Raw genomic sequence first — 24,130 nt, 5'->3', positions numbered from 1 at the left:
GTCAGCTCCCTGACTGGGTCGGTGAGGGTGTGGTGGACGGCAGCGCGGGCTGGGTGGCCGAGGCCCCCTTGCCGATGCCGTACTGGCCGGCCCGCCCGCTCAGTTGCTCCCGGAGAGCGTAGACGACCACGACCCGGCCCGTGGGCATATCGACGGTATCGACGGTGGACACACGCTTCGCGACGTCGCCATCGTCGCGCAGGGCACTGACGGCGCCCCCGGTGACGGCCGCGTTGGCGGCGCTGCCGACCAGCACCGCGCCCTTGCCCCCCGCGTCGAGCCGGTCGGCGACCGAGACGAGCGCGCCCAGCTGGGTCTCGGCCTGCTCCCCCTCGTACGTCTTCTCCGGCGCGAACATCACCGCCAGCATGGCCCGCTTGGCGGGGTCGCCGTCGGTGCTGACCAGCCCGCCCGCCTCGAACCCGCTGATGACGGCGGCGGTCGCGGCGTTGGGGGTGCCCGCCTGCGCCTGGTCGGTGGTGAGCAGCGTGGAGGCGAGAAGTGCGCCGGCCTTGTCCCAGACGGTCGCCGTGGACGGGAAGACCATGTCGACCGGTTTGAGCTGGTTGACCAGGCCGTCGAGCACGCCGCTGCGGTCGGGGTCGAAGAACTTCTCGGTCAGCATGACGCGCCCGCTCACCTCGGCGCCCGCCTCCTCCAGCACCTGCTGCTCGGCCTCGCGGAACGTGGTGGTCGAACCCGGCGCCTCGACCAGCAGCACGCGCTGGCCGGTCAGCTCGCCGGCCACCAGCTTCGGAGTGACGCTGGCGACGAAGGCGTCGTTGCCCGCCTCGCGGCCCTGCAGCTGGTCGATCTGCACGCGCAGCTCGTCCTTCGTCTTGGTGAGCTGTGCGGTGAGCTCCTGCGCGGACTTCAGCGCGGGGTCCTGCAGCAGCGTTGTGCCCAGCACGATCCCGACGGCGAGCGCCAGGAAGATCGCGACGATGGAGACGACGTGGTAGCGAAAATCGATCACGAGAAGAGTCCGACCAGCCAGAAGATGAATGCGTTCCAGACGTCTTGCAGGCCGTTCAGCCAGGTCTGGCCGAGCGGTGACAGGAAGAGCGCGACCCCCATGGTGATCAACGCGGTGATCACGAGCAGCAGAAGCTGGGAGGTGGTGATGCGGCTGCGGTAGAGCCTGCTCACGCCCTTGGCGTCGATGAGCTTGCTGCCGATGATCAGCCGGGTCAGGAAGGTGCTGGCCATGCCGGAGCGGCCCTTGTCGAGGAACTCCTCCAGGGTGCCGTGGGTGCCGACCGCGACGATCAGCTCGGCGCCCTTGTCGTCGGCCAGGAGCATCGCGATGTCCTCGCTGGTGCCGGTGGCCGGGAAGATGACCGCCTCGCGGCCGAGCTGGTGCACCCGCTCCAGGCCGGGGGCCCGGCCGTCGCGGTAGGCGTGCACGACGAGCTCGGCGCCGCAGGTCAGGGCCTTGGTCGAGACGGAGTCGAAGTCGCCCACGATCACGTCGGGGAGGTAGCCGGCCTCCAGCAGCGCGTCGGCGCCGCCGTCGACGCCGACGAGGACGGGCCGGTATTCCCTGATGTAGGGGCGGAGGGTGGCGATGTCTTCCTTGTAGTGATATCCGCGCACCACGATGAGGACATGTCTGCCCTCCATCGGGGTGCGGATCTCAGGCACGCCGACTCCGTCGATGAGAAGCTTGCCCTCACCACGAACGTACTCCATCGTGTTGACGGCGAAAGCCTCGATCTGCACGGCCAGCCCGGCGCGCGCCTCGGCCATGGCGGCCTCGACGGCCTCGGTCGTCTGCTCGTCGCCCTTGCCCACGACGTCGTCGTCGAGATAGATCACGCCCTCGTGGACGCGGACGACGTCGCCGTCCTTGACGCGTTCGAACAGCTCGGGGTTGGCGTTGTCGACGAACGGCACGCTCGCGTCGAGCAGAATCTGGGGCCCCAGGTTGGGATAGCGGCCGCTGATGCCCGCGGCGACGTTGACCACAGCCGCCGCGCCGCATGCGACGAGCGCCTCCGCGCTGACCCGGTCAACGTCGACATGGTCGATAATCGCTATTTCCCCGGGCTGGAGGCGCTTGGTCAGCCTCTTGGTTCGCCGGTCGATTCTCGCCACTGCCGTCACACCGGGAAGGTCACCGACCTTCCTGCCACGGAGGCCCGGCATCTTGCTCCCCGGAACCTTCATCATGACCATCCTGCCAGAGGGAAACAGCGCGGAGGCCAAGCACTACGCGGCGTGTCCACTATGTCACACAGAATCACCTGTCGGCCGCTGCGAGCCCCAGCAGCTCCTCCGCGTGTGCCCGGCCCAGTTCGGAGTCCTCCAGACCGGCCAGCATGCGCGACAGTTCGCGGACGCGCCCCTCGTGGTTGAGCGTGACGACACCGCTGCGCACGACGCTGCCGTCGCTGGCCTTCTCGACGACCAGATGCTGGTCGGCGAAGGCCGCCACCTGCGGGAGGTGGGTGACGACGATCACCTGCGCGGTGCGCGCGAGCCGGGCCAGCCGGCGCCCGATCTCGACCGCGGCCTTGCCGCCGACCCCCGCGTCGACCTCGTCGAACACGAACGTCGGCACCGGGTCGGCACCGGCGAACACGACCTCGATGGCGAGCATGACGCGGCTCAGCTCACCGCCGGAGGCGCCCTTGTTGAGCGGCAGCGGCGGCGCGGCCGGATGGGCGGCCATCCGCAGCTCCACCTCGTCGACGCCCTCCGGGCCGAACTCGGCGCTCTGGGTGAGCTGCACCACGACCCGGGCGTGGGGCATGGCCAGCGCGGTCAGCTCTTCGGTCACGGCCTGGCCGAACCGCTCGGCGGCGGCCTCGCGCACCTTGGTGAGCTCGGCGGCCAGGGTGGTGAGCCTGGTGGTGAGCTCCTCGTGCTCGCGGGTGAGCTCCTCGATGCGCTCGTCGTCGCCTTCGAGCTCGCCCAGGCGGGCGGCCGCCTGCTGGGCCCAGGCCAGCACCCCTGCGCTGTCCGCGGCGTACTTCCTGATCAGGCCGCCCAGCACGGACCTGCGCTCCTGCACGGCTCCCAGGCGGGCCGGATCGGCCTCGATGGACTCTGCGTAGGCGGCCAGGTCGGTGGCGACGTCGGAGATCAGGTATCCGGCCTCGGCGAGCCGGTCGGCCACGCCGGCGAGCTGGGGGTCGTAGTCGCGCACGGCCTCGACGGCCGCGCGGGCCTCGCCGAGTAGCGAGATCACGTCACGGGCGCCCCCGCCGGCCTCCATCGGGTCGCCGAGCAGTGCGGTGTGGGACGTGGTGGCGGCGCTGCGCAGCGCGTCGGCGTGCGAGAGGCGCTCCTCCTCCTCGCGCAGGTCGGCGTCCTCGCCCGGCTTGGGGTCGACCTTCTCGATCTCCTCCAGGCCGAACCGCAGCCGGTCGGCCTCCTGCGCACGCTCCCTGGCCTGGGTGGTCAGCTCGTCGAGCAGCGCCCCGACCTGCTTGTGCCGCTTGTACGCCTGCGAATACGCCCGCAACGGCTTGACCAGCTCGTTTCCCGCGTAACGGTCGAGCGCGGCGCGCTGCCTGGCGGCCTGCAGCAGCCGCTGCTGGTCCATCTGCCCGTGCACCGCCACCAGGTCGTCGGCCAGGTACGTCAGCGTGCCGACGGGCACCGTACGGCCCCCGAGCCAGGCCCTGGAGCGGCCCTCCGCCGAGACGGTGCGAGAGATGATCAACTCGCCGTCCTCGACCTCACCGCCGAGATCCTCGACCTGCTGGGCTACCCGGCCGCCGGGCTCGACGACGAGTGTGCCCTCCACGGTCGCCTTGTCGGCCCCCGGACGGATGCGCGAGGGATCGGCCCGGCCGCCGAACAGCAGCCCGAGCCCCGTGACGACCATCGTCTTGCCCGCGCCGGTCTCGCCGGTGACCACGTTGAAGCCCGGCGAAAGCTCGAGTACGGCCTCGTCGATGACGCCGAGCCCCTGGATGCGGACCTCCTCGACCCTTGGTCGCACTGCCCACTCCCGTCACTGCCGTGCCTGATGGCCGGTCGATTGTCTCCGGACACCTGTTGCCCATGGGATCCTACGCGTTCTGCCCTCCATTCATTCAGGGTCGCACTCTCCCGCGCCATCCCTGAACCGGTAGTTCGAACTTGGCGACCAGCCTGTCGGTGAAGGGCGCGCCGGTGTTCTCGACCCCGTGCAGACGGGCCAGGCGCACCGGCTCGGCGCCCCTGCGCACCTCCACGCGCGACCCGGAGGGCAGCTCGAAACGGCGGCGGCCGTCGCACCACAGAACCCCGCCCGGAGTGTCCGGCAGGATCTCCACGGCCATCGTGGACCGGGGCGAGACCACCAGCGGCCGGGCGAACAGCGCGTGGGCGCTGATCGGCACCAGCAGCAGCGCCTCCACCTCCGGCCAGACCACCGGCCCGCCGGCCGAGAACGCATACGCCGTCGAACCCGTAGGAGTGGCGCATATCACGCCGTCGCAGCCCCAGCGGGACAGCGGCCGCCCGTCGATCTCGGCGACCACCTCCAGCATGCGTTCCTGCTTCTCCACGGTGACCTCGTTGAGCGCCCACGTGTCGGCGATCACCCGGCCGTTCTGCCTGGCCAGGACGTCGATCGTCATGCGTTCCTCGACGTCGTAGCGCCCGGCGACCACGCTGTCGACCGCCGAGGCCAGGTCGGCCACCTCAGCCTCGGCCAGGAACCCGACGTGTCCGAGGTTGACCCCGAGCAGCGGCGTGCCGGCGGGCTTGGCCAGCTCGGCCGAGCGCAGCAGCGAGCCGTCGCCGCCGAGCACGATCATGACCTCGGCGTCCTTGGCCGAGCCGGGATCGTCGCAGGGGACGACCTCGACCCCGCCACAGCCGATGTCACGTGCCTCGGTGTCCAGGACGCGTACGTTGATGCCCGCCCCGACCAGCTGGTTGATGACCAGCCGGGCGCTCTCGACGGCGGCACCCCGCCCGGTGTGGACGGCGACCAGCACGGTCCGGTTCATTGCGGCCCTTCCGCGACGGCACGCTGGATCTCGGCATCGAGCTCGGCGACGGGCGGCTCACCCTCTCCTTTGCCCAGCCACAGCAGGTATTCGACATTTCCGGAGGGGCCGGGCAGCGGGCTCGCGGTCACGCCCCGCACGCTCAGCCCCAGCTCCTGCGCCTTGGCCGCGGCCTCGCGCACCGACCTGGCCCGCAGCTCGGGGTCGCGCACCACGCCGCCCGCGCCCACGAGCTCCTTGCCCACCTCGAACTGCGGCTTGACCAGCATGACGAAGTCGGCCCGCGGCGCGGCGACCTGCGCCAGCGCGGGCAGCACCAGCCGCAGCGAGATGAACGACAGGTCGCCCACGACCAGCGTGGGCGGCTCGCCCACCATCTCGGGGGTCAGATCGCGCACGTTCACGCGTTCCATCACGGTCACCCGCTCGTCGGTGCGCAGCGACCAGGCGAGCTGGCCGTAGCCGACATCGACGGCGAGCACGTGAGCCGCGCCATGGCGCAGCAGCACGTCGGTGAAGCCTCCCGTGGAGGCTCCCGCGTCGAGGCACCTGCGCCCCTCCACCGACAGGTTCTTGAACGCCTCCAGCGCCCCGAGCAGTTTGTGCGCTCCCCGCGAAACGTAGTCGGGCCCGTCGGCCGACTCGGCGACGACGATGGCCGAGGCGGTGTCGACCTGGGTCGCGGGCTTGCTCGCCTGCTGACCGCCCACGCTGACCCGCCCGGCCTCGATGAGCTGGGCGGCCTGCTCTCGCGACCTGGCCAGCCCGCGGCGCACCAGCTCGCTGTCGAGACGGATCCTCCGGCTCACCGCTCGCCCAGCGCTTCGTCGCCCGCACCCGCGAGAGTGGACTCCAGCCCGGCGAACGCCTCCTCGAACACGGCCACGTGCTCGTTCACCGGCAGCTCGCCCACACGACCGAGACCGGCCACGATGGCGTCGACCCGCTCGTCACCGGTCTCCTCCGGCAGCTCACTCATGACTCGACCGTAACGCCTCGGGCGAGCGCCCGGGACCTTGGCAGGCGTGTCACGCGTTGAAGCTCATACGGGGGTGCTAGTGATGTGGAACGCTACCGACCGCAAAGGGAAAGAAAGGATGCCCAACATGGCAAGCGTCGAGGAGTGCCGGGCGGCACTGGCCAGGCTCGTCGCCCAGTTCGACGAGATCGGCGCGGAGGATCGTGCCAAACACGTGGTCGAGCGCACGGTCAGCGCGCGGGTGTCCGACCTCGACGTGATCTTCTACGGGCGGCTGCACCACGGGGGGCTCGACCCGTTCACCGAGGATCCGCCGGCGGGCGGCAAACCGGCCGACGTGAAGATCACCATTGCGAGCGACGACCTGGTCGCGCTGGTCGACGGCGAACTGGACCTGGCCCGCGCCCTGCTCGGAGGGCGGGTGAAGATCGACGCGAGCTTCGGCGACCTGCTGCGCCTGCGCAAGCTGATCTGACCGGTTCCCCGGGCGGCTGTTCGATGCGAACGCTGAGTCTTACGCAGCTGCTCGGCGCGTGTGTTCACTGTCAGGCGACTACTCAGCGCGTGCGTTAACCGTTAGGCGACAAGCGAACAGCGAACCTGGCCCCTCGACCCCCGACCGACTGAGCCGCCCTCCGGCGGCCACGTCGCCCCCTCCGGTGCTATTCCCGACCAGCCCACACCTCCGCGATCACGGCGCTGCCCCTGCACCACGCGCGTGTACGAGTCCGGCGCGTTGCGGGCCGTGGAAGAAGGACGCCGCCACGACGGGGATCGTGGCCGCTGCTCGGCGGGGAAAAGCAAGGTCGAGGCGGCTCCTCCGCCCGTGCCACATGCTTCACCCCACGCGCTTCAGGACGTCCTTGACCGCGTCCTCCCCGATCTGCCCCTCGCCCGCGGCCGTCCAGGCGGCGTCGCAGGCCGCGCGCAGGCCGTCGATACGGCTGCCGTCGCCTTCGAGGTGCAGCGCCCCGTCGCGCCACTCGGCCCGCCATCCCCCGCAGGTGCCCTCCCGCACGTCGGGATAGGGCTGGACCAGCGCGCCGAGGTCCTCGGCCAGGTACGTGGGCCGGTGCCGCGGCGCAGCGGTCAGCACGTCGAGCGGGGTGGCCACCCCGGTGAACACCAGCAGGCTCTCCACCCCCGCGTTGGAGGCCCCTTCGATGTCGGTGTCCAGCCGATCCCCCACGACCAGCGGCCGCCGGGCGCCCGTACGGATCATCGACTCCCGGTGCAACGGCGGATCCGGCTTACCGGCGTACACCGGTTCGACCCCGGTGGCAGCGGCGATGACCCGGACCATTGCCCCGTTCCCCGGCAGTTCGCCCCGCCCGGTCGGCATGGTGCTGTCACCGTTGGAGGCCACGAACAGCGCGCCCTGCCGTACGGCCAGCGCCCCCTCCGACAGCAGGGCGTACGACAAACCAGGAGCGATCCCCTGAACCACTGCCGCGGGCGACTCGGCAGCGACGGACACCGGCCTGAGCCCATGAGCACGTACGGCCACCCGCAGCCCTGACCCGCCCACGACCAGCACCGCGGCGCCCGGAGCCACCTGCTCGGCGACCAGTCGCGCGGCCGCCTGCGCCGAGGTCACGACATCGGCCGCCGCGGCCGGGACGCCGAGTTCCCGCAGGTGGGCGGCGATGGCGGCGGGCGTCCGCGAGGCGTTGTTGGTCACGTAGGCGAGCCGGACCCCCTTGCCCTGCGCCTCCTCCAGCGCCTGCCTCGCGCCGGGTACCGCGTGCTGCCCGAGGTAGACCACACCGTCGAGGTCGAGCAGCAGGGTGTCATAGCCGTCAATCAGCACAGCGCCTCTTCCCGTTTGACTCTCACGCCGCGTGAGACTTTAGCGTCGCCTTCGTACCCCGCCACAGGAAGCCCTCTCCTCGTGGCTCGGGAAACCCGTACCCGACGCCGAAAGGACGACCATGTCCCGCGAACCCGCCCCCACGCCCCAGGAACGCGCAGAACTCCTCGACGCCCCCGCCCATGACGCGTACGCGGCGGAGGCCGAGGAGCGCTGGGGCGACACGCATGCCTGGGCCGAAAGCGCACGCCGCACCTCGTCGTACACGAAGGAGGACTGGCAGCGGCACGAAGCCGAGGCAGCCGCCCTCTCGACCCGCATCGCCGACGCGATGCACGCCGACGTTCCGGCCGACAGCGACCTCGCGATGGACCTGGCCGAAGAACACCGCGCCCACCTCTCCCGCTGGTTCTACGACTGCACGTACGACATCCACCGCGGCCTCGCCGATCTGTACGTCTCCGACCCCCGCTTCACCGCGACCTTCGACCGCACCTCCCCTGGCCTGGCCGCCTACCTCCGATCCGCCATCCTCGCCAACGCCACCCGCCACGGCTGACCCCCACCGCCTGACAGGCCGAATGGACGTAATGCCGCGTGTGCGGCGGCGGCCCGCAAGCTCGGAACTGGGGCACGGCCCTCAACGCGCCGTTCTCCCTCGCAGAACCGGACAACGACCCTCAAAGCAGCCTTCGCTCATGATGATGGGGGGCCAAATGCAGCCACGGCATGTCCTGTCCTTTATGCGACGGCAGCCAGAGGCATCCGCGGCATGCTTGCACGCTCACGCAGGGCGGCCTGAGCTGCTACGACAGCTGTATTCGCCGCACCCCCTGACCGCCCGCCCGGGAGTACCCCTATATCCCAGTGGTGAGATATCGCACGGCCAATCACCATGGTCTTCTCGCAACCCGAGTCGAGTCGCCAAGCGGCTGGGCAGTCACTTCTCCGGCATCGGGCAGAGTCGTCACGACAGGCGCCTGGGGGCAACCGCGGGTTGGTGCCGTGATGTACCCCAGCCGCCGTCAGCGTCTGGAGAACATGCGGCCGCCCATGCGTGACGGCATGAACGTCTCATCGAGCCTCTGGAAGGACCTCAGCAACAACGTCACCCTGATGGGCCGACCACGGCACGGCAAAGCCGCGTTGCCAGGCCACGGATACCCGGCCTCCAGCACAGGGCCTGGCCAAGGAAGCGATCTGCTGCGACGCCGCCCGATCAGCGCGACGGGCCGCAAGCCGACACCGTAGGGCACTTCCCAACCGAGCTGACGCCGCCCAGAGCGGATGGAAACGCCCGGCACAGCCACTTGGTCGCCATGGCCGGTCCTCGCGCCCGCCTGCCCCCTACATCTCTCGTCGAGCCCTCAACGTCGCCCGCACGCTCTTCAAGGCCGACACGTAATGCCGCTCGTCCGGGCGCATGGCCACCGCGATGGCCAGCGGCTCCTGAGCCCCTTCCAGATCCCCCGTACGCCACAACGACAAGCCCAGCCCGAAGTACGCATAATCCTCAGCCGGGTTCGCATCCACGATCTGCCGGAAACTGGCCGCGGCCTCCGCATACTGACGGGAGTTGAACTGCGCCCGAGCCAGCGCCTCAAGGATGCTCCGGGACTGCGGCTCGGCAGCGGCAGCCCGCTCCAGCAGCGCCGCGGCAGCCGCCGGGCTCCCCTCCTTCAGCAACTTCACACCACGCTGATACCAGTCGTAGACACCGCCCCCGGGAACGCCGCCCAAGGACTCATCGTGACCATTTCCGCCCTGAACCATGCGTGAGGACTCCTTCATCGCTGGACGACGAACCTCGCTCCCGCTCCGCCGCGTTAGGGGCGCGACAGCAAACGATTGGGGCAACTCCTGGTAGGCGCAAACATTTATGGGAGCATGCCCGGTATGGGGACTCCTGAACTGCCGGTGCCGGACGGACTGGTGCTACGGCCCTTCCGAGGCGTACGTTTCGATGTCGAAGATCCCGCGAAGGTGACCTCCCCACCGTACGACCTGATCAGCGATGCGGACGTCGAAGCCCTCCTTGCCTCCCACCCGAACAACGTCGTCCGCCTCATCCTTCCCTGCAACCCCGAAGCGACACCCGCCACCGAACAGCCGGCCGGAACCCCGTCCAGACTCCGCCACCGGACCGAGGTACCGCTGGAAGCCCGTTACTCCGAGGCCAGGGACACCCTGAGGGCCTGGCTGGACGCCGGCGTCCTCGTGGCCGACGACACCCCCGCTTTGTACGTGTACGAGCAGAGCGGCCCACACGTCCTCCAGCGTGGCCTGATAGGCGACGTCGGCCTGATCGACCCTGCCGAACGCGTCATCCTCCCCCACGAGGACGTCATGCCCGGCCCCATCGCCGACAGGCTGGCCCTCATGAGCATCACCGAGGCCAACCTCGAACCCATCTTCCTGCTCTACAACGGCGACCACGGCAGGGCCACCCGCCTGGTGGACGAGGTGGCCGCCAAACGGCCGCCCCTCGTCACGGCCGGAACCGAGGACGGCCTCACCCACCGGCTGTGGGCGATCACCGACCAGGACGAGATAGACGCCATCAACGCCGACCTGCGCAACCGTCAAGCCCTGATCGCCGACGGCCACCACCGGTACGCCACCTACCGCGTACTCCAGCGTCAGGAGCACGCCGCCCGCCAAGCCCTGCGGGACGGGACCCCCCAGGCCACGCCTCACGCCCCGTCACAAGAAGCCCTCCAGCCCACGGTTCCCCAAGCCTCTCAGCAGGTCTCCCTCAACGCGCCACTGAGCATGCCCACCCAGAACTCCCAGGGCACCCCACACCCGTCACCGGAACCCTCCACCACGCCGGACCACCCCGTAACCCCCTCGCCCAGCCCAGTCACCTCGTTCCGGCACGAGCTGACCGATCACCTGGCCCATCCGTCAGCGGAACCGACCTCCGCGCCGACACCCGGTCAGGCGCTGGGCCCCTGGGACTTCGGGCTGGCCCTGATCGTCGACTCCACCGCCTACCCGCCCGACCTCAAGGCCATCCACCGCGTCATCCCCGGTCTCCCCTTGACCGAGGCCGCCGCCAGGGCCAGGGGCGCCTGGCAGGTGCACGACTACGACGACCTGGCGCAGGGCCTGGAGGCGCTGCAGAACGCGGCCGAGCCCGCCTTCCTGCTCGCCGGGGAGAGCGGCACCCATCTGCTCACCGACCCCGACCCGGTGCAGCTCAACCTGGCGATGCCGGACCACCATTCGGACCGCTGGAACTCGTTGAACACCTCCATCCTCACCGAGTTCATCCTGCCCAAGGTGTGGGGCATGGAGGACGACGAGCGGGCCGTACGCATCGTCCACCACGACACCGAGGCGGCGTTGCGGCTCGCGATCCAGACGGGCGGCACAGCCGTCATCCTCAAGCCGCTCATGGTCCACGACGTGCTGGCGGTCGCCGCGGGCGGCGAACGGGTGCCCCGCAAGTCCACCTCCTTCGGCCCCAAACCGCGTACCGGCCTGGTCCTGCGCACGTTCGCCATCGACTGACGCCGCCCCTGCCGCGTAGCCGCGCCTCCCCTGCTCCCCCTCATCGCGATCCAGCAAAGCCCCGAACCCGGCATCAGGCGTGGCCACCGGCCAACGGGAGCGCAGACCCATGCCCCCTGCCCAGATCGAAGCGCTCTCCAGGGCGGCGCCTCGCCATCGCCGCCAAGGTCACCCCGCCCCGGCCAGCTGAGCCACCTGCCGCGGCCCCTGGCTCGGAACCACCTCCTCAGACGGCTCAGTAACCGTCCCCTCGACAGGTCTGACGGCGCTGACCTCCACCTCATACCGCCAGATCTTGGCGGCGGCCGGGCCGAAGACCCGGCAGCGGAACGCGCCCGTCACCTCGATGAAGTCCCGCGGTTTGAGACCCCGTACGATCTCCGCCACCCCGGGGTCGAACGTGACGCACGGGATGCTGTCGGTGAGAGCCGGGCCTCGCCGGTGCCTGCGCCGGCGGCGTACGATGACGCGCCACTTCGTGGCCATGTCGCCGCTCGGCATCGCGTATTCCTCGACCGCCGCCGACAGCCGCCCCACCAGCACGACCTCGTTCCGATCCATTGTCGTCCTCCCGTTTGTGTTCCGGAGGAGATCACTCTCTACGATGAAGGGAAGCCCGGATCGATACGAACGTCGTTCTGGGGATGACGGATGTACGCGCGGGAGTGCCTGTGGACAACATCACCGCACTAGGCGGCGACGTCTATGAGATCGACACCAAGATGGCCGGATACGCGGGCATCACCGCCGGCTACCTGATCCTGGGAGATCGGCCGTGCCTGGTGGAGACGGGCACCTCGACCTCGTCCCCCGTGGTGCGCGACGCGCTCGCCTCGCTCGGCGTCGGCCCGGACGACCTGGCCACGGTGGTGGTGACCCATATCCACCTGGACCATGCGGGCGGTGTGGGGGACATCGCGAGGTTCTTCCCGTCCGCGCAGGTGGTGGTCCACGAGAAGGGCGCGCGCCATCTGGCAGATCCGTCGCGTCTGATGGCCAGCGCCCGGATGGTCTGGGGTGACCAGCTCGACACCCTCTTCGGCGAACTGTCCCCCACCGAGGCCGAGCGCATCGTCGCCCTGGGCGACACCGGGGCCATCGACCTGGGCAACGGCCGCACACTGAGCAGCCACTACTCGCCCGGCCACGCCAAGCACCACGTCGGCCTGATCGACTCCGCCACCGGAGACCTCTACGTCGGGGACGCCGCGGGCGTGTACCTGCCCCAGACCGGCGACCTGCGCCCCGCCACGCCACCGCCGGACTTCGACCTTCAGACGGCCCTCGACTCGATCGCCCTGTTCCAGGCGCTTGGTCCGCAACGGTTGCTGTTCAGCCATTACGGACCGGTCGGCGCCGTCCAGGAGACTCTTGAGCGATCAGCCGAAGAGCTCCAGGTCTGGGTGGACCTCACCCGCCAGGCACACTCCGAGGGCCTCGACCTCGATCACGCGGTCGCCATGGTCCGCGACCGCACCAAGGAGCGCTACACCGCCCTGAAGTCGGACGACGCGACGGCCGAGCAGTTCGAACTGCTGAGCGGCGCCCCGTCGAACGTCGCGGGCATCCTCCACTGGCTCAACCGCGTCGAACGATGACGACCGGCTGACCACACCCCATGTGACACAAAAGCTCCGCCGTACCCCGAACCATCAGGGGTACGGCGGAGCAGCAACACCTACTCGTCGTTCTTCTTCGGCCGGTCCTGAGCGGATTCGTCCGTCTCGACCTCGAGCACGTCACCGAAGTTCGGCTCGATGAACGCAGGCGTGATCCCCGGCGTCCCGGCCTCCGCCGGCTTCTCTTCCTCGCCGCTGTCCGCTGGCTCGCCCGCCTCCGGCTCGGCGGCCTCGGCAGCGACGGCGGCCTCCGGCTCGACGGGTGCAGAAGCCTCGGCGGATTCGGAAGCCTCGGGGGATTCGGAAGGCTCGGCAGATTCGGAAGGCTCGGTCGCTTCCGGCTCCAGGAGGTCGTCCGCCTCGGCCAGGGCCTCGGCGTCCTCTTCCTCCTCCTCGGCCAGCTTGCCCTCGTCGGCGGCACCGGCGTCGTCGAAATCGTCCTCGGAGTCGAGGTCCTCCTCGAAGTCCTCCTCGACGTCCTCGATGACGGCTCCGGTGAGCTCGGCGTACCGCTCGGCCGCGTCCGTCTCGCCGTCCTCGTCGAAGGCCATCGCACGGGCGAACCAGTCAGTCGCCGCCTCCTGGTGACCGGCGTCGGCCAGGGCGTCTGCATAGGCGAACGCGAGGCGTGCCGACCACGGCTTGGGCTGCGGGTCGCGCAGCTCGGGCAGGCGCTGGAGGGTGATCACGGCCGCGTCCTGCTGGCCGAGGTCACGCCTGGCACCCGACTCGACGATGGTCAGCTCGATGCGTCCGGCCCGGTCGAGGCGCTCGGCCTCCGGCGAACGTACGAGATCGATGGCCCGCTCCGGACGGCCCAGACCGCGCTCGCAGTCGGCCATGACCGGCAGGTACGCGTCCGACCCCGTCATCCTCCTGGCCGCACGCAGGTCGCTGAGCGCCTCGGAGAAGTGCCCGGCCCGGTAGGCGACGATGCCCGCAGCCTCGCGTACGACACCGATGCGAGCGGCGAACCGGCGCGCCACCTTGGTGTGTTCGTGCGCCTTGTCGGGGTCGTCCTCCTCCAGGGCGCGCTCCGCGGCGACCAGGTGCCTGCCGACCAGGTCGGAGAGGTCACCGGGCAGCGAACGCAGCTCCTCGCGCACTTCCTTGTCGAGCTCTTCCGCGGTGATGTCGGGCGCCACCTCGGGCAGCCTCTCGCGCTGCGGGGCGTCCGAGTCGCGCTCCTCCCGGCCGTACCTGGCGCGGGTGCCGCCGCCCGGACGCTCTCCCCGGTCGTCACGCGAGAACGGACGCGACTCACGGTAGCCGCCGCCCTCGCGACGAGGCCCGTAGGAGTCGTCGCGGCGCGGGCCACGGTCGTAACCACCCTCGCGACGCGGACCCCGGTCGAAACCTTCACGACGCTGGCCGCCGCCGCGGTCGTCACGGAACCCGCCCTCACGACGCGGTCCCCCTTCGCGACGCGGACCCCGGTCGAAGCCTTCACGACGCGGACCCCGGTCGAAACCCTCACCACGAGGACCGCGGTCAGAGCCTTCCCGGCGCGGGCCCCGGTCGCCGAAGCGGTCGTCGCGGCGCTCGCCGTACCCGCCGCCCTCACGGCGCGGGCCCCGGTCGAAGCCTTCACGACGCGGCCCGCGGTCGAAGCCCTCCCTGCGCGGACCCCGGTCGAAACCCTCACGACGCGGGCCACGGTCAAAGCCCTCACGGCGCGGCCCACGGTCGCCGTAGCCGCCGCCCTCACGCCGAGGTCCACGGTCCTGGAAGGGACGACGCTCGTCACCCTCGCGGCGCGGCCCCCGGTCAAAGCCCTCCCTGCGGGGACCACGGTCAAAGCCCTCGCGACGCGGCCCACGGTCGCCGTAGCCGCCGCCCTCACGCCGAGGTCCACGGTCCTGGAAGGGACGACGCTCATCTCCCTCGCGACGCGGCCCCCGGTCCTGGTAGGGACGGCGGTCATCGCCCTCACGGCGCGGCCCGCGATCATCCCGGTCCCGGTAAGGACGACGCTCGTCGCCCTCACGGCGCGGCCCCCGGTCGAAGCCCTCCCTGCGGGGACCACGGTCAAAGCCCTCGCGACGCGGCCCACGGTCACCGTAACCGCCGCCCTCACGGCGCGGCCCACGGTCACCGTAACCGCCGCCCTCACGGCGCGGCCCACGGTCACCGTAACCGCCGCCCTCACGGCGCGGCCCACGGTCACCGTAACCGCCGCCCTCACGGCGCGGCCCACGGTCACCATAGCCGCCGCCCTCACGGCGCGGCCCACGATCGCCGTAGCCACCGCCGCCCTCGCGACGCTCGCCGGAGCCGCCGCCTTCACGGCGGTCACCGTAGCCGCCCTCGCGGCGGGGCCCGCGGTCGTCCCGGTCGCGGTAGGAGCGGCCCTCATCGCGGGAACCCTCCCCGCCTCGGGGCGCGCTGTCCTCGCGGTTGTACGGCCGCGGCCGGCCCTCTGAACGGAACGGACGATCGCCACCGGAATCACGCCCGCGAGAGCCGTATCCGCCAGTCCTGCCGCCGCCAGAGCGCCTGTCCCCGTAGTCGCCGCGCCCGCGCTGTCCGCCGTCCGATCCGTTATCTCTGTTCACTTCTGGTCCATTTCGTTGGCTCACTCAGCGGACTCACAACGGCGGTCCACCGTGGCTGGTCGCCGCCCGCCCTCGGGCCTTACGCGACGAAGGCCACCCGTGGGGGTGGCCCGCTTCCCCCAGCCTAGCAAGCCCCCGAACGTTCACGAGCCCTCCAGATACCCCACGACCATTCCACCAACGCGCCCGCCCACGACCATCCCACCTTTGTTCCACCCACCGAAGGACACTGCCTAGAAGGCTCGCCGCGGTGATTTCATGGTCGAAGCCAAGCAACAGAAGAACAGAGAGTCCCCCCAGCTGCATCTGGCCGACGTTCTCACGCACGTGTGCCCGGAGGCATCGAAGAAGCCTCCGAACGATGGGCTCTGCCGCGCTCGAGCCTGTGGCTTGAGAGTGGACCGTCACAACTGCTGTGCGCCGGGCGCCCCGAGAGCAGCCCTCCGCTCTGATGCGACCGATCCAGAAGGCGGCTCGACCGTTTGCGCGACAAAAAGCTCACCAGCCATCACCCAGGGCCGGCGCGCGAAGCTCCTGGAGCTGTCACGCCCGGCCTCAAGTCGTCGGAACGAGAAGCTTGTTGTGGTCGATGTGCTCATTACCAACAGGGGCCAGGTCGGGCACGGAGAGCACTTCAACTTAAGGACGCTTTGCAACGCACTGCTCGCGAACCGGTTGGCACGATCCGACTGGCAGTCGGCCTGTTACACCGAACCGAACTCCCAAGGCTTCGACGCCCTGTGCCCTTGAAGCTCTTCATCGGGAAGCGCGTACAACGCAAAGAAGCCCCACACGAATCGTGTGGGGCTTCTTTGAAAGATTGTCCGGCGGTGACCTACTCTCCCACACCCTCCCGAGTGCAGTACCATCGGCGCAGAGAAGCTTAACTTCCGGGTTCGGAATGTAACCGGGTGTTTCCTTCTCGCCATAACCGCCGTAACTCTATGAAACTGTCAAGCGGACTGCCGCTTGCTGTTTCAGAATTGCATAGTGGACGCGGGCAAGAATTTCCTTGGTGTGGCGCAGCTCCGGACCCGGCGAAGAGTAACAGAGCGCAGCACACACCAAAGCATTATGCTTTGTGGTCAAGTCCTCGGCCTATTAGTACCGGTCAGCTCCACACATTACTGTGCTTCCACCTCCGGCCTATCAACCCGGTCGTCTACCGGGAGCCTTACCCACAAACGTGGTGGGAGACCTCATCTCAAGGCGAGCTTCCCGCTTAGATGCTTTCAGCGGTTATCCCTTCCGAACGTAGCCAACCAGCCGTGCACCTGGCGGTACAACTGGCACACCAGAGGTTCGTCCGTCCCGGTCCTCTCGTACTAGGGACAGCTCCTTTCAAGTCTCCTGCGCGCGCAGCGGATAGGGACCGAACTGTCTCGCGACGTTCTAAACCCAGCTCGCGTACCGCTTTAATGGGCGAACAGCCCAACCCTTGGGACCTACTCCAGCCCCAGGATGCGACGAGCCGACATCGAGGTGCCAAACCATCCCGTCGATATGGACTCTTGGGGAAGATCAGCCTGTTATCCCCGGGGTACCTTTTAGCCGTTGAGCGACACCGCTTCCACACGCCGATGCCGGATCACTAGTCCCAGCTTTCGCTCCTGCTCGACCCGTCAGTCTCACAGTCAAGCTCCCTTGTGCACTTACACTCAACACCTGATTGCCAACCAGGCTGAGGGAACCTTTGGGCGCCTCCGTTACCTTTTAGGAGGCAACCGCCCCAGTTAAACTACCCACCAGACACTGTCCTCGATCCGGATCACGGACCAGAGTTAGACGTTCAAAACGACCAGAGTGGTATTTCACCAATGACTCCACCCGAACTAGCGTCCGAGCTTCCCAGTCTCCCACCTATCCTACACAAGACGCTCCAAACGCCAATGTCAAGCTGTAGTGAAGGTCCCGGGGTCTTTCCGTCCTGCTGCGCGTAACGAGCATCTTTACTCGTAGTGCAATTTCGCCGGGTCTGCGGTTGAGACAGCGGGGAAGTCGTTACGCCATTCGTGCAGGTCGGAACTTACCCGACAAGGAATTTCGCTACCTTAGGATGGTTATAGTTACCACCGCCGTTTACCGGCGCTTAAGTTCTCACCTTCGCTGTGTCACCACAACTAAGCGGTCCCCTTAACGTTCCGGCACCGGGCAGGCGTCAGTCCGTATACATCGTCTTACGACTTCGCACGGACCTGTGTTTTTAGTAAACAGTCGCTTCCCCCTGGCCACTGCGACCCCCACCAGCTCCGAGTGCAAGACTCATCACCAGCAGAGGTCCCCCTTCTCCCGAAGTTACGGGGGCAATTTGCCGAGTTCCTTAACCACAGTTCACCCGATCGCCTTAGTATTCTCTACCTGACCACCTGAGTCGGTTTAGGGTACGGGCCGCCACAACACTCGCTAGAGGCTTTTCTCGGCAGCATAGGATCATCCACTTCACCACAATCGGCTCGGCATCACATCTCAGGATACGTGTGAGGCGGATTTGCCTACCTCACTCCCTACATGCTTACCCCAGGACAACCATCGCCTGGGCTGGACTACCTTCCTGCGTCACCCCATCGCTTACCTACTACCCGATCGGATCGAGCGTTCACTCTGACCCCAAGCCCGAAGGCTTTAGGCGAGTTAAGGACTCTTAGCATCACGAGGTTCGATATGGGCGCGTTAAAGCGGGTACGGGAATATCAACCCGTTGTCCATCGACTACGCCTGTCGGCCTCGCCTTAGGTCCCGACTTACCCTGGGCGGATTAGCCTGCCCCAGGAACCCTTGGTCATCCGGCGCGAGGGTTTCTCACCCTCGATTCGCTACTCATGCCTGCATTCTCACTCGCACAGCCTCCACAACTAGATCACTCTGCTGCTTCGCCGGCTGCACGACGCTCCCCTACCCATCAACAGACACAATGTTCTGTCAATGCCACGACTTCGGCGGTGTGCTTGAGCCCCGCTACATTGTCGGCGCAGAATCACTTGACCAGTGAGCTATTACGCACTCTTTCAAGGGTGGCTGCTTCTAAGCCAACCTCCTGGTTGTCTCTGCGACTCCACATCCTTTCCCACTTAGCACACGCTTAGGGGCCTTAGTCGGTGATCTGGGCTGTTTCCCTCTCGACTACGAACCTTATCGCCCGCAGTCTCACTGCCACGCTCTCACTTACCGGCATTCGGAGTTTGGCTGACGTCAGTAACCTTGTCGGGCCCATCGGCCATCCAGTAGCTCTACCTCCGGCAAGAAACACGCGACGCTGCACCTAAATGCATTTCGGGGAGAACCAGCTATCACGGAGTTTGATTGGCCTTTCACCCCTACACACAGGTCATCCCCCAGGTTTTCAACCCTGGTGGGTTCGGTCCTCCACCCAGTCTTACCTGAGCTTCAACCTGCCCATGCGTAGATCACTCCGCTTCGGGTCTACAGCATGCGACTCAAACGCCCTATTCAGACTCGCTTTCGCTACGGCTCCCCCACACGGGTTAACCTCGCCACACACCATAACTCGCAGGCTCATTCTTCAAAAGGCACGCAGTCACATCACACAGAAGACAAGCTCCTGTAAGCTCCTACGGCTTGTAGGCACACGGTTTCAGGTACTATTTCACGACCCCTCACCGGGGCACTTTTCACCTTTCCCTCACGGTACTCGTGCACTATCGGTCATCAGGGAGTATTTAGGCTTACCAGGTGGTCCTGGCAGATTCACACAGGATTTCTCGGGCCCCGTGCTACTTGGGATCCCCTCAAGAAGCCTTCAAGATTTCGCCTACCCGGCTCTCACGGTCTACGGCAGCCCTTCCCAGAGCTTTCGACTACCTCAAAGGTTTATCACTTCTTGTGGCTTCGGCAGAAACCACCAGAGGGTCCCACGACCCCGGACATGCAACGCCTGCCGGCTATCACACACGCCCGGTTTAGCCTCATCCGCTTTCGCTCACCACTACTCACGGAATCACTGTTGTTTTCTCTTCCTACGGGTACTGAGATGTTTCACTTCCCCGCGTTACCACCAACCGCCCTATACATTCAGGCGGAGGCAACACCACATGACTGGTGCTGGGTTTCCCCATTCGGACATCCCCGGATCAACGTCTGGTTGGCGACTCCCCGAGGCTTAACGCAGCCTCCCACGTCCTTCATCGGCTCCTGATGCCAAGGCATCCACCGTGTGCCCTAAAAAACTTGGCCACAAAGATGCTCGCGTCCACTATGCAAATCTCAAACAACAAACAGCAACCACATCCACACCAGACAACCATCCGGCGCTTCAGTGGCCCTGTACTGAGGTCACAACGAACAAACAGTCCGTTTCCTCAGGACCCAACAGTGTGTTCAGACCCGGTCCAAGCCCCGCGAACCCCGTTCCCACTCCCCACCTCCGAAGAGGAAAGGCGGTACTTGCGGCCCGGCGACCCGGTCCAGCTGACTAGCCAGTGCTCCACTAATGAGCCGCCGAGCGTGAGACGTTCGCTCACGATCTCGACATGGACCCTTCTCTCACGAGAAGGACCGATGCTCCTTAGAAAGGAGGTGATCCAGCCGCACCTTCCGGTACGGCTACCTTGTTACGACTTCGTCCCAATCGCCAGCCCCACCTTCGACCGCTCCCCCCAGCAAGCTGGTTGGGCCACGGGCTTCGGGTGTTGCCGACTTTCGTGACGTGACGGGCGGTGTGTACAAGGCCCGGGAACGTATTCACCGCAGCGTTGCTGATCTGCGATTACTAGCGACTCCGACTTCATGGGGTCGAGTTGCAGACCCCAATCCGAACTGAGACCGGCTTTTAGGGATTCGCTCCACCTCACGGTTTCGCAGCCCTCTGTACCGGCCATTGTAGCATGTTTGCAGCCCAAGACATAAGGGGCATGATGACTTGACGTCATCCCCACCTTCCTCCGAGTTGACCCCGGCAGTCCCCCATGAGTCCCCACCACCCCGAAGGGCGTGCTGGCAACATGGAGCAAGGGTTGCGCTCGTTGCGGGACTTAACCCAACATCTCACGACACGAGCTGACGACAGCCATGCACCACCTGTCACCCAGTCCGAAGAGGCACCCATCTCTGGGTGTTTCCGGGTGATGTCAAACCTTGGTAAGGTTCTTCGCGTTGCGTCGAATTAAGCAACATGCTCCGCCGCTTGTGCGGGCCCCCGTCAATTCCTTTGAGTTTTAGCCTTGCGGCCGTACTCCCCAGGCGGGGCGCTTAATGCGTTAGCTCCGGCACGGAACCCGTGGAAGGGTCCCACACCTAGCGCCCAACGTTTACAGCGTGGACTACCAGGGTATCTAATCCTGTTCGCTCCCCACGCTTTCGCTCCTCAGCGTCAGGTAAGGCCCAGCAAGCCGCCTTCGCCACCGGTGTTCCTCCTGATATCTGCGCATTTCACCGCTACACCAGGAATTCCACTTGCCCCTACCTACCTCTAGCCGGCCCGTATCCACCGCAGACCCGCAGTTAAGCTGCGGGCTTTCACGGCAGACGTGACCAGCCACCTACGAGCTCTTTACGCCCAATAATTCCGGACAACGCTTGCGCCCTACGTATTACCGCGGCTGCTGGCACGTAGTTAGCCGGCGCTTCTTCTGCAGGTACACGTCAACTTCGTCCCTGCTGAAAGAGGTTTACAACCCGAAGGCCGTCATCCCCCACGCGGCGTCGCTGCGTCAGGCTTTCGCCCATTGCGCAATATTCCCCACTGCTGCCTCCCGTAGGAGTCTGGGCCGTGTCTCAGTCCCAGTGTGGCCGGTCGCCCTCTCAGGCCGGCTACCCGTCGTCGCCTTGGTAGGCCACTACCCCACCAACAAGCTGATAGGCCGCGAGCCCATCCCCAACCGAAAAACTTTCCACCACCACCCGATGCCGGAGGCGGTCGTATCCGGTATTAGACCCAGTTTCCCGGGCTTATCCCAGAGTCAGGGGCAGGTTGCTCACGTGTTACTCACCCGTTCGCCGCTCGAGTACCCCGAGGGGCCTTTCCGCTCGACTTGCATGTGTTAAGCACGCCGCCAGCGTTCGTCCTGAGCCAGGATCAAACTCTCCAAACAATGCTTGGAAAAGTGGTTGAACCCAACCAAAAAGGAATCCGTCCATCCGAAGATTTGGACGGGGTTATGCATGTGTTTCATGCACTGGCTTTTAACACACTGTTGAGTTCTCAAGAAACGCACGCGTACTTCCTCACCAGAACCCGTTCCCGGATCCTCGTTCAGAGGCGTTCATTTCGTCTTCTTAATCTTAGCAGGCCCGCCGATTTCGTGTCAAATCCGGAGACTTGAACAAACCGGACCAAACCTGTCTAGGATTGGATGCCCCGCTTCCGAGGCAACCCTCGTAACTTACCGTGTCATCCGGCACTTGTCGAATCAACCGATTATTCGGCGTGCTTCGGGCGCCAGAGGACAACCCATGCCAAAGCGCGTTGAAGCGCCTCGACCGAGGTGGCTTGTCATCTCAAGGGGCTTGTCCCGGGGCCCGTCCGCCTCATCGGCGTCCGGCTCGCTCCGGGGACGAAGTGAAAGATTAGGTCGCGATCCGCGACACGTCAAATCGCCGGACGGGGGCATGGCGGAACGCGGGGTGAAGGTGCTCGTCATGCGTGCCGCGCGAGGCATCGCCGACGAGGGCCGGCCTCAGCCGGGGTGGGCGGTCCTCAGCTGGATGGGCGGTGATGGCTGAGGGAGGGAGTGATCGGCGAGCTCGAAGAGAGGGGGTTGGTAGGAGAGGAGAGTGCAATTGGGTCGGATGTGGCGGGGGCAGCGGTGTGGGGTGGCTCGTTCGGGCTCTGCGGGCGGGGCGCGGTAGGGGTTGCCGGACTTGCTGCTCTGAGGTGCCGGCTTGTGATGGCTTCGGGGCATCGCGACGAAGGCAGTGACCGGTGCGTGGAGGCGGTGGTGAGGCAAGGGCGCTGACCAGCTCGATCGGACGGCTGCCGGGTTGAGAGTGCAGGGCGGGGGTGCGGAGGGGCGCGTATTCTGCCCCGGTGACCACTGCCGCCACAATTGCCCCTTCGGTCCAGCCTGCGACCCGTCTGCGTTCCTCCTCCCCTTGGTGGATGGCTCTGGTCGCGGGGGCGGTGGCGTTCTCGGGGACGGGGGCGGCCACCCTGAACGGTGACGAGCTGGCCACCATCAGCGCGGCTTCCCGGTCACTGGGGGGGTTGTGGGAGCTGGCCCGGCACATCGACGGGCACTTCCTGCCGTACTACCTGTTCATGCACTTCTGGGTGAAGGCCGGCACGGCCGAACTGTGGTTGCGACTGCCGTCGGCGGTGGCTATCGGGGTGGCGGCCTGGTTCCTCGCCGACCTCGGGAGGCGGCTGCACAGTGTGCGGGCGGGGGTGATCGGGGCGGCGCTGCTCGCGATCCTGCCCTCCGTTTCCTATTACGGGGCTTTCGCCAGGTCCTATGCGTTCGCGGCGGCTGCGGTGGTGTTCTCGTTCTGGGCGCTGCACCGGGCGGTGGAGCGCCCGAGCGCGCGACGATGGGTGGCGTACGGGGTGGCGGTGGCACTGGTGTGCTGCACGCATCTGTTCGCGGTGCTGGCGCTGCCCGCGCACCTTGCCCTGGCTCGGCGTGGGCTGCTGGTGCGGATGGCGGTGGCGCTGGGGATCGGAGGTCTGCCCGCGGTCGTGCTGGGGCTGATCGGGTTCGGGGAGCGGCACGCGATCAGCTGGATCCCGCAGCGTGGGCCGGAGGTGTGGCTCAAGTTCCCGAAGATGGCGGCGGGCTCGACCGGGGCCGGGGTGCTGCTGTTCGCGGTCGCGCTGGCCGGCGCGGTGGTGCTCTGGAGGTCGACGGCGCGCCGTGATCGGGTGCGAGAACGCGGGCACCGGTCGGCGGGTCCGGATCAGGTGCGGGGGGATGGTGACGGTTCCGCGGGGCCTGGTCAAGCTTGGGGGGATCGTGACGGGTCCGCGGGGCGGGAGCCGGTGGCCGGGGACGGGGCGCGGTGGGCTGTCGCGGGGGTGGGGTGGCTGGTGTTGCCGCCGCTGCTGCTGCTCGCGGTCTCGCAGCTGGTGACGCCGGCGTACGTGGACCGGTACCTGTTCGTGACGGCGCCCGCGCTGGCGTTGCTGGCGGGGGTGGCCGCGGCGGGGGTGCCGCGGTTCCCGGTGCCGGCGGGGATCGCACTCGTACTGGTGGGGGGTCTGCTCGCGGTTTCCGACCATGTGACGGTACGCGAGGAGAACGGACGGTTCGAGAACATCCCCTGGGCGTTGCGGGTGGTCAGGGCCGAGCCGGGGGACGCGATCGTGTACGGGCAGAGCCAGCTCCGGGCCGGGTTCGACTACTACGCGGACGCGGCGATGCCGGACGACGTGCTGAAGACGGGTGACGTGCCGGACGCCGACGGTTTCGGCTACCCCGAAAGGTCGGAGGTCGCGGCGGCGTTGAAGGGGCGCGAGCGGGTCTGGGTGGTGTGGCGGGGCACCAAGCAGGCGGGGTTGCAGGGCGACTCCGTGCCGCGGGTGGCGCAGGTGAGACAGGCGGGGTTCGAGCCGGTGTCGGTCAAGCACTCGGCGGATCTGCCGGGGCTGACAGTGGCCCTGTTCGAACGGAAACCAGACCGGAAACCGGGCCGGAAGCCGACGCGGACGTCAGTGCGGAAATGAGATGCGGAAGTGAGACAGGCGGGCCTCCCGGGGCCCGCCTGGTCATGCGGAAGTTGAGCCCGCAGGGCTCGCCTCGCCATACGGAAAG

The 24,130-nt window shown here is 67.4% G+C and carries 16 protein-coding genes and 3 rRNA genes; 6 read left to right on the top strand and 13 right to left on the bottom strand.

Annotated features, from left to right (window positions below; genetic code table 11):
* Position 1 precedes the first annotated feature (1 nt).
* From ACNF49_RS22630 to ACNF49_RS22605, 6 genes are all read right to left on the bottom strand, one after another.
* Positions 2–976, bottom strand: a complete 975-nt coding sequence (locus tag ACNF49_RS22630) for a copper transporter (protein WP_357983455.1) — start codon at positions 974–976, stop codon at positions 2–4.
* Positions 973–2,169, bottom strand: a complete 1,197-nt coding sequence (gene steA / locus ACNF49_RS22625) for a putative cytokinetic ring protein SteA (protein WP_357983505.1) — start codon at positions 2,167–2,169, stop codon at positions 973–975. The genes ACNF49_RS22630 and steA overlap by 4 nt, the downstream gene beginning before the upstream one ends.
* A 73-nt stretch (positions 2,170–2,242) precedes the next feature.
* Entirely contained in the window at positions 2,243–3,952 is a 1,710-nt protein-coding gene (recN, locus tag ACNF49_RS22620; RefSeq protein ID WP_482944912.1) for a DNA repair protein RecN, read from the bottom strand.
* Positions 3,953–4,046: 94 nt separating this feature from the next.
* Positions 4,047–4,949: an NAD kinase gene (locus ACNF49_RS22615; protein ID WP_482944911.1), complete on the bottom strand. Its 903-nt coding sequence runs from the start codon at positions 4,947–4,949 to the stop codon at positions 4,047–4,049.
* Positions 4,946–5,758, bottom strand: a complete 813-nt coding sequence (locus tag ACNF49_RS22610; RefSeq protein ID WP_357983464.1) for a TlyA family RNA methyltransferase — start codon at positions 5,756–5,758, stop codon at positions 4,946–4,948. The genes ACNF49_RS22615 and ACNF49_RS22610 overlap by 4 nt, the downstream gene beginning before the upstream one ends.
* Positions 5,755–5,928, bottom strand: coding sequence for a hypothetical protein (locus tag ACNF49_RS22605; protein WP_352326208.1), 174 nt, complete (start codon positions 5,926–5,928; stop codon positions 5,755–5,757). The genes ACNF49_RS22610 and ACNF49_RS22605 overlap by 4 nt, the downstream gene beginning before the upstream one ends.
* A gap of 127 nt (positions 5,929–6,055) precedes the next feature.
* On the opposite strand from ACNF49_RS22605, the gene ACNF49_RS22600 reads away from it, so the two are divergent.
* Positions 6,056–6,403, top strand: a complete 348-nt coding sequence (locus ACNF49_RS22600) for an SCP2 sterol-binding domain-containing protein (RefSeq protein WP_357983467.1) — start codon at positions 6,056–6,058, stop codon at positions 6,401–6,403.
* 363 nt (positions 6,404–6,766) lie between these two features.
* Here the strand turns inward: ACNF49_RS22600 and ACNF49_RS22595 are convergent, their stop codons facing one another.
* Complete coding sequence (locus ACNF49_RS22595; RefSeq protein WP_482944910.1) at positions 6,767–7,738, bottom strand: HAD-IIA family hydrolase; 972 nt, start codon at positions 7,736–7,738, stop codon at positions 6,767–6,769.
* A 121-nt stretch (positions 7,739–7,859) separates the two neighbouring features.
* Between ACNF49_RS22595 and ACNF49_RS22590 the strand changes: the two genes are divergently transcribed.
* Positions 7,860–8,297 carry a TipAS antibiotic-recognition domain-containing protein gene (locus ACNF49_RS22590; protein ID WP_482944909.1) on the top strand — a complete coding sequence of 146 codons (438 nt, stop codon included), beginning with the start codon at positions 7,860–7,862 and terminating at the stop codon, positions 8,295–8,297.
* A gap of 788 nt (positions 8,298–9,085) precedes the next feature.
* Here the strand turns inward: ACNF49_RS22590 and ACNF49_RS22585 are convergent.
* The gene (locus ACNF49_RS22585) at positions 9,086–9,511 is read right to left on the bottom strand and encodes a tetratricopeptide repeat protein (protein WP_357705715.1); all 426 of its coding nucleotides are present in this window, start codon (positions 9,509–9,511) and stop codon (positions 9,086–9,088) included.
* 114 nt (positions 9,512–9,625) lie between these two features.
* Between ACNF49_RS22585 and ACNF49_RS22580 the strand changes: the two genes are divergently transcribed.
* Entirely contained in the window at positions 9,626–11,254 is a 1,629-nt protein-coding gene (locus ACNF49_RS22580; RefSeq protein WP_498702864.1) for a DUF1015 family protein, read from the top strand.
* Positions 11,255–11,422: 168 nt separating this feature from the next.
* Here the strand turns inward: ACNF49_RS22580 and ACNF49_RS22575 are convergent, their stop codons facing one another.
* The gene (locus ACNF49_RS22575; protein ID WP_357983479.1) at positions 11,423–11,815 is read right to left on the bottom strand and encodes a single-stranded DNA-binding protein; all 393 of its coding nucleotides are present in this window, start codon (positions 11,813–11,815) and stop codon (positions 11,423–11,425) included.
* An 83-nt stretch (positions 11,816–11,898) separates the two neighbouring features.
* Between ACNF49_RS22575 and ACNF49_RS22570 the strand changes: the two genes are divergently transcribed.
* Positions 11,899–12,852: an MBL fold metallo-hydrolase gene (locus ACNF49_RS22570; RefSeq protein WP_482944907.1), complete on the top strand. Its 954-nt coding sequence runs from the start codon at positions 11,899–11,901 to the stop codon at positions 12,850–12,852.
* An 80-nt stretch (positions 12,853–12,932) separates the two neighbouring features.
* On the opposite strand, the gene ACNF49_RS22565 is transcribed toward ACNF49_RS22570, so the two are convergent.
* The gene (locus tag ACNF49_RS22565) at positions 12,933–13,979 is read right to left on the bottom strand and encodes a hypothetical protein (protein ID WP_482944906.1); all 1,047 of its coding nucleotides are present in this window, start codon (positions 13,977–13,979) and stop codon (positions 12,933–12,935) included.
* Between ACNF49_RS22565 and ACNF49_RS22560 the strand changes: the two genes are divergently transcribed.
* Complete coding sequence (locus ACNF49_RS22560; RefSeq protein WP_482944905.1) at positions 13,923–15,296, top strand: hypothetical protein; 1,374 nt, start codon at positions 13,923–13,925, stop codon at positions 15,294–15,296. The genes ACNF49_RS22565 and ACNF49_RS22560 overlap by 57 nt on opposite strands.
* A gap of 954 nt (positions 15,297–16,250) precedes the next feature.
* Here the strand turns inward: ACNF49_RS22560 and rrf are convergent.
* From rrf to ACNF49_RS22545, 3 genes are all read right to left on the bottom strand, one after another.
* Positions 16,251–16,367, bottom strand: a 5S ribosomal RNA gene (gene rrf, locus ACNF49_RS22555).
* 142 nt (positions 16,368–16,509) lie between these two features.
* Positions 16,510–19,619 (bottom strand): 23S ribosomal RNA (locus ACNF49_RS22550).
* Between the two features lie 335 nt (positions 19,620–19,954).
* Positions 19,955–21,475, bottom strand: a 16S ribosomal RNA gene (locus ACNF49_RS22545).
* The 16S, 23S and 5S rRNA genes sit together here, the layout of an rRNA operon.
* 1,007 nt (positions 21,476–22,482) lie before the next feature.
* Between ACNF49_RS22545 and ACNF49_RS22540 the strand changes: the two genes are divergently transcribed.
* Positions 22,483–24,042 (top strand): glycosyltransferase family 39 protein, encoded by a 1,560-nt coding sequence (locus tag ACNF49_RS22540; protein ID WP_482944904.1) that lies wholly within the window; start codon positions 22,483–22,485, stop codon positions 24,040–24,042.
* The last annotated feature ends 88 nt before the right edge of the window (positions 24,043–24,130 follow it).

The sequence above is a fragment of the Actinomadura sp. ATCC 39365 genome (assembly GCF_054392275.1).
The sequence above is the reverse complement of the archived record's forward strand: the minus strand, read 5'-3'. Positions and strand labels throughout refer to the sequence as shown.

Excerpts from the sequence above, each read along its gene's own strand:
- ACNF49_RS22575 (WP_357983479.1), bottom strand. The coding sequence starts at position 11,815 with ATGGATCGGAACGAGGTCGTGCTGGTGGGGCGGCTGTCGGCGGCGGTC.
- ACNF49_RS22600 (WP_357983467.1), top strand. The coding sequence starts at position 6,056 with ATGGCAAGCGTCGAGGAGTGCCGGGCGGCACTGGCCAGGCTCGTCGCC.
- ACNF49_RS22590 (WP_482944909.1), top strand. The coding sequence starts at position 7,860 with ATGTCCCGCGAACCCGCCCCCACGCCCCAGGAACGCGCAGAACTCCTC.
- ACNF49_RS22570 (WP_482944907.1), top strand. The coding sequence starts at position 11,899 with ATGACGGATGTACGCGCGGGAGTGCCTGTGGACAACATCACCGCACTA.
- steA (WP_357983505.1), bottom strand. The coding sequence starts at position 2,169 with ATGAAGGTTCCGGGGAGCAAGATGCCGGGCCTCCGTGGCAGGAAGGTC.
- ACNF49_RS22580 (WP_498702864.1), top strand. The coding sequence starts at position 9,626 with ATGCCCGGTATGGGGACTCCTGAACTGCCGGTGCCGGACGGACTGGTG.
- ACNF49_RS22540 (WP_482944904.1), top strand. The coding sequence starts at position 22,483 with ATGGCTCTGGTCGCGGGGGCGGTGGCGTTCTCGGGGACGGGGGCGGCC.
- ACNF49_RS22585 (WP_357705715.1), bottom strand. The coding sequence starts at position 9,511 with ATGGTTCAGGGCGGAAATGGTCACGATGAGTCCTTGGGCGGCGTTCCC.
- ACNF49_RS22605 (WP_352326208.1), bottom strand. The coding sequence starts at position 5,928 with ATGAGTGAGCTGCCGGAGGAGACCGGTGACGAGCGGGTCGACGCCATC.
- ACNF49_RS22615 (WP_482944911.1), bottom strand. The coding sequence starts at position 4,949 with ATGAACCGGACCGTGCTGGTCGCCGTCCACACCGGGCGGGGTGCCGCC.